This is a genomic window from Nitrospirota bacterium (assembly GCA_016214855.1).
In the GTDB taxonomy this organism is placed as follows: domain Bacteria; phylum Nitrospirota; class Thermodesulfovibrionia; order Thermodesulfovibrionales; family UBA6898; genus UBA6898.
Map to the genome: position 1 here is coordinate 210,004 of JACRMT010000004.1, position 10,180 is coordinate 220,183.

Below are 10,180 nucleotides of genomic sequence, written 5' to 3' on the forward strand. Positions count from 1 at the left end.
AGATTTTTTATTTGAAAGGTGCCAGCTTACCTATGAATTTATTATTATGACCATTCGATGCTTTGTTGCGGTTAACCTGCCTGATCGCATAAGGAGGTCATTGGCCGACCTGATCGCCGGGCTCAGAAAGACCGGTGCCGATGTCGCCTGGGTACAGGCGGAGAGAATTCATCTTACCCTCAAGTTCCTTGGCAACACTGACTCTGCAATGATCCCGGAGATAACAGAGCGCCTTAGCAAAAAACTCTCACATTACAATGCCTTTTATATTAAAATAGGCGGGGTCGGATGCTTCCCATCGGAGAAGCGTCCAAGAGTGTTCTGGGTCGGTATCGAACATTCTGCTGTGCTGAACAGCATCAGGAAAGATATGGATGCTGAATTCGCACAGCTTGGTTTTGCACCGGAGGAGAGACCTTTTTCTCCTCATCTGACGATCGGTAGGGTAAGGTCTCTCAGGGGCATTGGTGAAATGCTCAGGAGCTTCGCCGAACACAGGGGAACTGATCTCGGTGCAGTTGAAGTAAAAAGTATTCATATCATGAAAAGTGATCTTAAACCAGCAGGCGCAGAGCACACGAGCATTGCTGAGATACCAATGGGTGCAGGGAGGAACAATGTCGAAGGATTCGAACAAAGAACCGAATAAAGAGAGGCTGAAGGCCCTTGAGATGGCCATTTCACAGATCGAAAAGAATTTTGGCAAAGGATCTATCATGCGGCTTGGTGAAGTTGTGGTCCCGGAGGGGATACAGTCTATCCCTACCGGTTCGCTCGGTCTTGATATAGCGACCGGCATCGGCGGCCTGCCAAAGGGAAGGGTCGTCGAGATCTACGGACCTGAATCATCAGGCAAGACAACGCTCGCCCTGAACGCAATCGCTCAGGCTCAGGCTGCAGGCGGTTCTGCTGCATTCGTTGATGCAGAGCATGCACTGGATGTCGCGTATGCAAAGAAGATCGGCGTGCAGGTTGATGATCTCCTTGTTTCCCAGCCTGATACCGGTGAGCAGGCACTCGAAGTTACTGAAGCGCTCGTGCGGAGCGGAGCCCTTGATATTATTGTGGTAGATTCAGTTGCTGCGCTCGTTCCCAAGGCAGAGATCGAGGGCGATATGGGGGATTCCCTTCCCGGCCTTCAGGCGCGGCTTATGAGCCAGGCACTGCGGAAGCTTACCGCTTCGATATCAAAATCTAACACGACCGTTGTCTTCATCAACCAGATCAGGATGAAGATCGGTGTCATGTTCGGCAGTCCGGAGACAACAACCGGCGGAAACGCGCTCAAGTTCTACGCATCCATGAGACTCGATATCAGGAAGATCGAGAATCTGAAGGATAATCAGGAGATCATCGGCGGACGGGTAAGGGTCAAGATCGTCAAAAACAAAATGGCCCCGCCCTTCCGGCAGGCCGAATTCGATATCTACTTCAACGAAGGTGTTTCGCGCATGGGCGAGATCGTTGACCTTGGCGTTGAAAGGAACATCATCGAGAAGGCCGGGGCATGGTACAGCTACTCAGGCAACAGGATAGGACAGGGGAGAGAAAATTCAAAGGAATTTCTCAAGAACAATCCTGAAATGGCCAAGGAGATCGAAGCAAAGATCATCGAGGCGATCCACCTTAAGAAATAACAGGAGATGACAGATGGATGTCAATGAGTTACTAAAGGAAGCACATGGGCAGGGAGCATCGGACCTTCATCTTAAGGTGGGCACGCATCCCATCCTCAGGATCAACGGAGAGCTTGCCCCTCTTTCATCCGAGAAGCGCCTGAGCCAGGAAGATACGCTCAAAATGGCCTTTGCCGTCATGAGCCCGGGACAGCGGGAGATATTCAAGAAACGCAATGACATTGATCTCGCGTACAGCGTTCCCGGTCTTGGCCGCTTCAGATGCAACATCTTCATCCAGAGGGGTACGGTCGGCCTTGTTTTCAGGGTCATTCCGATGAGAATACCGACGACCGAGGAACTCCTGCTTCCGGACGTCATCAAGAAGATCGCCATGGAGTCGAGAGGACTTATCCTCGTTACCGGGACAACGGGAAGCGGCAAGTCAACAACCCTTGCTGCCATGATCGATCATATCAATACAAACAAGACCGATCATATCATGACCATAGAAGACCCGATCGAATACCTGCACCGGGACAAGCGGTCCATTGTCAATCAGAGAGAGATCGGCAGTGACACCGAATCTTTCAGCAAGGCCATGCGGGCCGCAATGAGACAGGACCCTGACGTCATTCTTGTCGGAGAAATGCGTGATTTTGAAACGATCCAGACAGCATTGACCGCTGCTGAAACAGGACATCTTGTGCTCAGCACGCTCCATACGAGCGATGCGGCCGAAACAGTGAACCGCATTATCTCGGTATTCCCGCCCTATCAGCACAAACAGGTGAGAATACAGCTTGCATCAGTGCTCAAGGGCATCATTTCGATGAGGCTTGTCCCCAAATCAGACGGCAAGGGCAGAGTTCCTGCGGTTGAGGTGCTTATTGCCACGGCAACCATCAAAGACTGCATCCTTGATGCTGACAAGACAAAAGCTATTAATGATGTAATTGCCCAGGGCGCAATCCATTATGGCATGCAGACCTTTGATCAGTCGCTCTTCAACCTCTTTAAATCAGGACTGATATCCTATGAGGAGGCACTGAGAAGAGCCACAAATCCTGATGACTTTGCACTCAAGGTAAAGGGCATTCAGTCAACAAGCGACGCATCACTTGAGGATCAGCAGCAGCAGATGGGTAAGGATGAGATGAAGATTGACCGTTTCGGCAGGTAATGCGCGCAGATATGCCCTGCTTCTGCTCAGATACCGGGGAAGAAGCGAAAAAGAACTGCGGCAACGGCTCAGGAAGAAGGGATATCAGTCAGAGGAGATAGAGACTGCAGTTGCCTATCTTCTGGATGCCGGCTTCCTTGACGACAGGGCTCTTGCAGAGAACCTGAAACGCCAGGCCATGGCCAATAAGCTTCTCGGATTTGAGGGAGCGCGGCGGTTCATGCAGTTGAGAGGTCTCCCAAAGGAGATCATAGACGAGGTCCTTGAATATCGCGAAGATGATGAATTGCAGAACATCAGGACGCTCATAGAAAAGAAACAGAGAATTTTTAGCAGACATCCTGAACCGAAAAGAACACAAAGCCTCATGGGGTCTCTGATGCGAAAGGGCTATTCGTTGGCTCTGATCAGAAAGGCCCTGAAAAATACCGCCAGAGACGAGGAAACGGAAGAATGATGAACAGTAGTGAGATAAGAAATATTTTTCTTGAATATTTCAGGTCGAAGGGCCATGAGATCGTGAGGAGTTCGTCTGTTGTCCCTGGCAACGACGCAACCCTTCTGTTCACGAATGCAGGCATGGTGCAGTTCAAGGGAGTTTTCCAGGGCGAGGAGAAGAGACCTTACCGCCGCGCTGCAACAAGCCAGAAATGCATGCGTGCCGGCGGCAAGCATAACGACCTGGAGAACGTCGGACACACTGCCCGGCATCATACCTTCTTTGAGATGTTGGGCAACTTTTCTTTTGGCGATTACTTCAAGAAAGACGCTATACTCTTCGCCTGGGAACTGCTGACTGAACAGTATAAGCTGCCGAAGGACAGGCTTTGGGCAACAGTATATGAGGAGGATGATGAAGCCGAGCAGCTCTGGAAGGATCACACCGGTATCCCGGCAAAGAGGATCGTCCGCCTCGGTGCAAAAGATAATTTTTGGCAGATGGGCGACACCGGCCCCTGCGGCCCCTGCTCGGAGATCCTTATCGACCAGGGTGAGCATATCGGATGCAGGAGGCCGGACTGCGCTGTTGGCTGCGACTGCGACCGCTTCCTCGAGATCTGGAACCTCGTCTTCATGCAGTTCGACAGACAGCAGGACGGAACACTCAATCCCCTTCCCAAGCCGAGCATTGACACTGGCATGGGTCTTGAGAGGCTTTCGGCCGTGCTGCAGGGCAAATACAATAATTTTGATACAGACCTTTTTTCCCCCATCATTGCTGACATCTGCGCCCGCTCGGGCAAAACCTACAATACCGACAGGCTTACCGATATTGCCATCCGGGTCATTGCAGATCATATCCGGTCCATTACGTTCCTCCTTTCCGAGGGTTGCGTACCCTCAAATGAAGGCCGGGGCTATGTACTGAGACGGATCATCAGACGCGCTTCGCGTTATGCGAAGAGTCTTGATATCAGCGAGCCGGTGCTCTATCAGATCTCCGATGCCGTGGCAGAGACCATGAGCAGTGTCTATCCCGAGCTCAACGAGGAAAAGACCCGGGTGCAGAAGATGCTCAGGCTTGAAGAGGAACGCTTTATGAAGACCCTGGAACAGGGTCTGCTTATACTGAACGATGTGATCAGACAGACCAGAAAGAGCGGCCTGAGCAGTATTCCCGGAGCCGAACTCTTCAGACTTTATGATACCTATGGATTTCCGCTCGATATTGCGCGTGATGTTGCATCTGAGCATGACCTGCCTATTGATGAGCCGGGATTTCACCGGGAGATGGAGCAGCAGAAGACAAAAGCCCGCGCCTCATGGGTTGGCGAGGAGACGTCAGCATCAGCGTCCGTTTACAAAGAGCTTCTCCAAAAACACAAAGCTACAGAGTTTGCGGGTTACGATTCCTTCGACGCAGAAGGAGAGGTGCTGGCCCTTATCCGGGACGGCAGATCAGTGGATGAACTGCCTGCAGGGATTGAGGGAGAAGCCCTCCTTGACAGGACAGCATTCTATGCCGAGTCCGGAGGGCAGATCGGCGACAAGGGACAGTTGACTGCTGACAATGTCCGCGTGCTTGTTCTTGACACAAGGAAGCCCGTTGAAGGTATGCATCTGCACAGAATAAAGGTTGTCGAGGGCACGCTCAGGACCGGCATGAAGGTCATGGGCGCAGTTGAAAAACAGAAGCGTTTGTCGATCATGAGAAACCACACGGCAACTCACCTGCTTCACGCTTCCCTCAGGAATATCGCAGGAGAGCATGTGAAGCAGGCAGGATCATTTGTATCTGACGAAAGGCTCCGCTTTGACTTCACGCATTTCCAGTCTCTTGATGCGCGGACGATCGAAGCTATCGAGGATGAGGTGAACGAGAGCATTCTCAGAAACATCCCGCTCGACATAAAGACCATGGAGACAAAGAAGGCTATGGAGGCCGGTGTTACCGCGCTCTTCGGCGAAAAATATGGCGATCTGGTTCGGGTCATCTCGGTGCCTGAGGTAAGTTCAGAGCTCTGCGGCGGCACGCATGCACATGCCACCGGCGATATCGGGCTCTTCAAGATCATCTCCGAAGCCAGCGTTGCAGCTGGCATACGGCGAATTGAGGCCGTGACCGGTAAAACAGCAGTCGCATTCTTCCGGGACGAAGAGACAGAGCTCAGGAGTGTTTGTGAGACCCTGAAAGTTTCCGAGAAACCTGCTGACAGGATCTCAAAGCTTCTGGGCGAGATGAAGGCTCTCGAAAAGGAGCTTGAATCGCTGAAAGGCAGGAGTGCAGCCGAACAGTCGGGAGATATTGTGAAGGCAGTCAGGGAGATCAATGGCGTAAAGGCTGTTGCATACAGGGTGGACGGGCTGGATGCCAAAGACCTCCGTATCCTGGCTGACAATGTGAGGGATGGGCTCGGCTCCGGCATCCTGGTGCTGGCATCGGTCAGGGACGGACAGGCATCGATGGTGGCCATGGTAACGGGCGACCTTACCGGGAAATTCAGCGCCGGTGCTATTCTCAAAGAGATCGCTGCTGCTGCGGGCGGTAAAGGCGGCGGGAAACCTGACACGGCGCAGGGCGGGACCAAAGAAGTTGTCCTGCTGGACAAAGCGCTCGAATCATTATACGATATTCTTAAAAGAACATAACAAGGAGGCTTTATGGCTATTTTCGAGATCATCAGAAATGCGATGCTCCTGGGGTTTGGGGTCCAGGAAAAAGTTAAGGAGTTCGTTGATGAAGTTGTCAAAAAGGGTGAGCTGAGCGAGTCTCAGGGCGCAAAACTGGTCAAAGAATGGACAGACAAGGCCGAAAAGAACACTGAGGACATAACCAATAGTCTGAATGACCTCCTGAAGAAAACGGTCGATAAGATGAAGCTTCCGTCAAAGGAAGATATTGACAGAATGAATGAGCAGATCGCAGCGCTCACGGAGAGGGTAAAGAAGCTCGAGGAACATAAGGATTGATCTGTTAGGGTTTTCTGATGCCTTTTAGTTTCTTCAGGCTTCGCCGGAGCGCAAACAGGATCCGGCAGATCGTCAATGTCTTCCTGAAATATGGATTCGGCAAGGTCATAGACCAGATCCAGCTTGGCCGGTTCATTCCTTTCCGAAAGCGCATCAGGGAATTCGGACAATGGCCAGGAGTCAAGGGACCCGGGGCTCCGGAACGCCTCAGAATGGCTTTTGCCGAGCTCGGACCGAGCTTCATAAAACTTGCACAGATCCTTTCCTCCCGGCCTGACCTCATCACCACGCTCTACGCCGATGAATTCAAAAAACTTCAGGACCGGGTGCCGCCCTTCTCTTCTGACGAAGCCATCCGTATTGTTGAGTCCGAGATCGGCCTTCAGATCGATATGGTTTTTACGTCGTTCGAGAAGATACCGGTGGCCGCGGCATCTATTGCGCAGGTCCACAATGCACAACTCCTTGATGGAAGCGAGGTTATTGTAAAGATCCAGCGTCCCAATATCCTTGAGCAGCTCGAGACGGACATAGGAATTCTGACCTATGCAGCGAATCTTCTGGAAAAATATGTACCCGAAAGCAAGTTCTTCAATCCGACGGGTATTGTGGAGGAGTTCTCAAGAACGGTCAGGAAAGAGCTGGATTTTGTCGAGGAAGGCCGGAACTGTATGCGATTCGCCAAGAATTTTGCTGCAAACCCGGATGTCTGTATCCCGTCAATATATACCGATTTCTCGACATCAAAGGTCCTGGTCATGGAGCGCATCAGGGGTGTCCGCATCGATGATATTCCCGGCATCACACAGCTTGGCCTTGACAGGAAACGATTGGCCCAGCTCGGCGTTGATTCATACTTCAAGATGGTCCTTGAGGACGGATTTTTTCATGCAGATCCCCATCCCGGAAATATCTTTGCCATGCCCTCCGGCTCAATAGGCTTTATGGACTTCGGCATGGTAGGCAGAGTGACGCCTGAGCTCCGTGAAACCATGGCAAATACATTTCTCGCGCTCATCAACAAGGATTTTGACGGACTCATCGACCACTATCTCGAGCTCGGCGTTATTCCTGAACATGTGGATCTGGATGCCTTCAGAAAAGAATTCAAGGCTGACCTTTCAGATTTTCTCGAACCGCTCTACGGCAAGTCGATCAAAGAGATCAATTTTGCCGAGTATCTTGATACGGTGACCCATCTTGCGATCAAGCACAAGATGAAAATTCCGTCTGACCTGCTCCTGGTCAACAAGGCAATGCTTACGCTTGAGAACCTGGGCAGGGAACTGGATCCTGACTTTGACTTCATTGCAGCCGCAGAACCCTATGCCTCCAGGATCATCAAGGAACGCATGAGGCCCGGCAAGATCTTCGACAAGGCACGCAAGAATGTGATGGATCTGAGCGAGTTTGCCCTTGTATTCCCCAAACAGATCCGGCAGCTCATTCAGAAGACCCTGCGCGATGACCTGCATGTAAAGATGACCCATATCGGCCTTGATCGACTGATCCGCGACATGGACCGGTCAAGCAACCGCATAGCGTTCGGCATGATCATCAGCGCCATTCTGCTCAGTTCTGCAATCATGCATGCCACCGGAGCAGGGCCCACAGTCATGGGTTTTTCCCTCTTAGGCATGTCCGCCTTCTTTTTTGCTCTTCTTCTTGGTATCTGGCTTATCATCTCGATCATCCGTTCAGGGCGTCTTTAACCCCGATACAGGGAGATCAGATTACTGCCTTTGGTATCTGCCTCGCCTGACTGATCAGGCGTTCCTGCTTATATTGACGTCCTGCACCGAGTCCCGGGACTATTGATCTTTCTGTCCCGCCTGCAAAACTATTGAAGCTTTAAGACGTCACCGCGCTTAAGGGTTCCATTGCCTGAACTCATATATCCGACAGAAAACTTATCCTGCACATCGCGCACTTCAACCGTGCCTATGAGTTTTTCATCAGCGCCAAGTTTCAGGCCGGTCTCAGGATCTACAAGGTCTTCTCCCAGTGCATAGGCGTACATCTTCGTGCCAGGCCTTATATTCATATTCGAGCCAATATTGATGTAGATCTTCTTGCCATCTATTTTGACAACCTTTGCAGTGAACGGGACGGTTTCCATGGTGTTAACAATAAAATTCACCGCTTCCTCAATAGCCTGTCTTGTTGCCTGGCCTATCGGCGCATTCTTGAAGGAATCTGCACCAAAGTCGACCATGCCGCGGGAAACCCCAACCGCTATTCCGGATGATTCAGCCTTGCCGACTGAATTGTGTGACGTCAAAACCTGGCCGCTTGTAGCGTCAATCAGGCGGATATCTATGCCGACATGGGCGTTGGACGATTTACCCCCAATCCTGAAGCCACCGTACCCGATCCCCCCGCCACCGCCTGATTCGGCCTGCTCGAATTCGGAAACAACACCACGTATCAGGATCTGCGCACCGAGCACCTGACCAACCTTTGCCTGGGTCTCTTTTTTGATAATGCCGGTCTGCCCGAGTTCCTGCTCGCCAAGGACTTCCTGCAGCGCCTGGCGTTCTACGACCACAAAGCGGTTGGTTTTGATCAGCGCAGTAGCCAACTGATCAGCCATGCCCTCACCAATGTTCCAGCTTCCATAGGTTCCCTTTACCTTATTTTCGAACTTGGTAACTGCAATACGCTTTTTGGGTCCGGTATAAGTCCCGGATCCAGTGCTCTGAACAGGCGCTTTTTTTGCCGGCTTACTGTAATCACTCTCCTGCTGATCTCCTGCCGTCGAATCATATGCAAATGAAACAGGGGCAAAACCTGACATGAAAACCACAACCATTGATAATAATAAAAGTTTTCTCATTTCCTTCCTCCTGACTCTTTATGATAACACTGAAATGCCTGCATACCATGACAACCCAAACAAATTACAGGGTCGGTCAATATTAGGGCTGCTATTACTTCTCAATCTGTTCGAGAAACATCCTTCTGAACCCGATTCCCAGGGCAAGCTCCATATCAACTTCCATTGTGCCGTCAGCAAGTTCCCTCTCCTCAGAGATCCAGGCGCCCTTTATAAAGGAATCTACACGGGACTTGATCGTATCATGTTTTGTCACAAAATCACGGATACTGGTATCAGAAACGATAGTGACACCGGAGACCTGCTCAGCAAGGTTTCTCATGGCATCAACTTTTGCCGCTCGCAATGCCATAAGCCGCGCCTGTGCAGGATTCACGGAGCCGGGCGGTGGTATGCCGCTTCCGGTTGCCTTGAGCAACTTAGGACCCCAGCGTTCTTCCGGCTCGAGCGTCTCATCATAAAATCTCTTTATAAGATCAGGATTGGTTCTGGTCGCAATAACCGGCGGTTTTCCGATCTCAACATAGCTTGTTCTTCCGGCCGGAACAAGGATCTTCTTATCAGGAGCAGCGTTGATCTCACTCAGATCGACCCTGCCCTCAGTGACCGCAAGGCCGGTTTTGGTGCCTTCTACCCAGACGAGATACGATGTGCCGCGTGCAGCGGTTACTGCAGACGGAGTCCTCACCTCGAACTTCGACTTGCCAACGATCACGTTCATCACGCCATCGATCAGATTAAATACCGATATATTTTTGCTGCCCCTGATATACTCTGTCACAACAAAGCTTGTATTTTCACCAACCATGACTACCGAATCATCAATAAAAAGAAGCTTGGCCCTCGATTTTCCGGCAGTCCTGACCGTGTCTGATCCGAAAACAGGTTCATTTTTCTGCGCCTCATTTTTCTGTTTTTCTCGCAGAATATAGGCCGTCCCCCTCAGTTCACGGATATTGCCGACCTCTTTCAAGGCAGCAGCCGTTTCTCCACGAGCCAGCGGCACGATGAAGATGGCAACCACAAAGATACTGAAACTTTTTTTTAAAAACCGCAAAAAATGCATATTCAATTTCTGTAACAACCTTTCTCCGGCACAAAGTAATACCCAGGAGGGCAGGACCTTCCCCGTCT

Annotated in this window: 9 protein-coding genes; 7 read left to right on the top strand and 2 right to left on the bottom strand. The window is 51.1% G+C overall.

The features are described 5' to 3' along the window. The first annotated feature begins 46 nt into the window (after nucleotides 1–46). The 7 genes from thpR to HZB62_03075 are packed head-to-tail and all read left to right on the top strand — an operon-like array spanning nucleotide 47 to nucleotide 7,922. Nucleotides 47–649: an RNA 2',3'-cyclic phosphodiesterase gene (thpR, locus tag HZB62_03045; GenBank protein MBI5074138.1), complete on the top strand. Its 603-nt coding sequence runs from the start codon at nucleotides 47–49 to the stop codon at nucleotides 647–649. After that, nucleotides 618–1,637, top strand: coding sequence for a recombinase RecA (gene recA, locus HZB62_03050; protein MBI5074139.1), 1,020 nt, complete (start codon nucleotides 618–620; stop codon nucleotides 1,635–1,637). The genes thpR and recA overlap by 32 nt, the downstream gene beginning before the upstream one ends. A 13-nt stretch (nucleotides 1,638–1,650) precedes the next feature. Then, a complete protein-coding gene (locus HZB62_03055; protein ID MBI5074140.1) occupies nucleotides 1,651–2,799 on the top strand; it encodes a type IV pilus twitching motility protein PilT in 1,149 nt (382 codons plus the stop codon). Further along, nucleotides 2,780–3,256 carry a RecX family transcriptional regulator gene (locus tag HZB62_03060; GenBank protein MBI5074141.1) on the top strand — a complete coding sequence of 159 codons (477 nt, stop codon included), beginning with the start codon at nucleotides 2,780–2,782 and terminating at the stop codon, nucleotides 3,254–3,256. Before HZB62_03055 ends, HZB62_03060 begins: the two co-directional genes overlap by 20 nt. Next, nucleotides 3,256–5,889 (top strand): alanine--tRNA ligase, encoded by a 2,634-nt coding sequence (alaS, locus tag HZB62_03065; GenBank protein MBI5074142.1) that lies wholly within the window; start codon nucleotides 3,256–3,258, stop codon nucleotides 5,887–5,889. Before HZB62_03060 ends, alaS begins: the two co-directional genes overlap by 1 nt. A 12-nt stretch (nucleotides 5,890–5,901) precedes the next feature. Then, on the top strand, nucleotides 5,902–6,210 hold the full coding sequence (locus tag HZB62_03070) for a hypothetical protein (GenBank protein MBI5074143.1): 309 nt from the start codon (nucleotides 5,902–5,904) through the stop codon (nucleotides 6,208–6,210). Nucleotides 6,211–6,227: 17 nt separating this feature from the next. Beyond that, nucleotides 6,228–7,922 carry an AarF/ABC1/UbiB kinase family protein gene (locus HZB62_03075; protein MBI5074144.1) on the top strand — a complete coding sequence of 565 codons (1,695 nt, stop codon included), beginning with the start codon at nucleotides 6,228–6,230 and terminating at the stop codon, nucleotides 7,920–7,922. 128 nt (nucleotides 7,923–8,050) lie between these two features. Here the strand turns inward: HZB62_03075 and HZB62_03080 are convergent, their stop codons facing one another. Continuing rightward, complete coding sequence (locus HZB62_03080) at nucleotides 8,051–9,046, bottom strand: hypothetical protein (GenBank protein MBI5074145.1); 996 nt, start codon at nucleotides 9,044–9,046, stop codon at nucleotides 8,051–8,053. 94 nt (nucleotides 9,047–9,140) lie between these two features. Continuing rightward, nucleotides 9,141–10,130, bottom strand: coding sequence for a FecR domain-containing protein (locus HZB62_03085; GenBank protein MBI5074146.1), 990 nt, complete (start codon nucleotides 10,128–10,130; stop codon nucleotides 9,141–9,143). Nucleotides 10,131–10,180: the final 50 nt, after the last annotated feature.

Bases quoted from the DNA above. Each gene is read 5' to 3' on its own strand.
- thpR (MBI5074138.1), top strand. From the start codon at position 47: ATGACCATTCGATGCTTTGTTGCGGTTAACCTGCCTGATCGCATAAGG.
- recA (MBI5074139.1), top strand. From the start codon at position 618: ATGTCGAAGGATTCGAACAAAGAACCGAATAAAGAGAGGCTGAAGGCC.
- HZB62_03055 (MBI5074140.1), top strand. From the start codon at position 1,651: ATGGATGTCAATGAGTTACTAAAGGAAGCACATGGGCAGGGAGCATCG.
- alaS (MBI5074142.1), top strand. From the start codon at position 3,256: ATGAACAGTAGTGAGATAAGAAATATTTTTCTTGAATATTTCAGGTCG.
- HZB62_03070 (MBI5074143.1), top strand. From the start codon at position 5,902: ATGGCTATTTTCGAGATCATCAGAAATGCGATGCTCCTGGGGTTTGGG.
- HZB62_03075 (MBI5074144.1), top strand. From the start codon at position 6,228: ATGCCTTTTAGTTTCTTCAGGCTTCGCCGGAGCGCAAACAGGATCCGG.
- HZB62_03080 (MBI5074145.1), bottom strand. From the start codon at position 9,046: ATGAGAAAACTTTTATTATTATCAATGGTTGTGGTTTTCATGTCAGGT.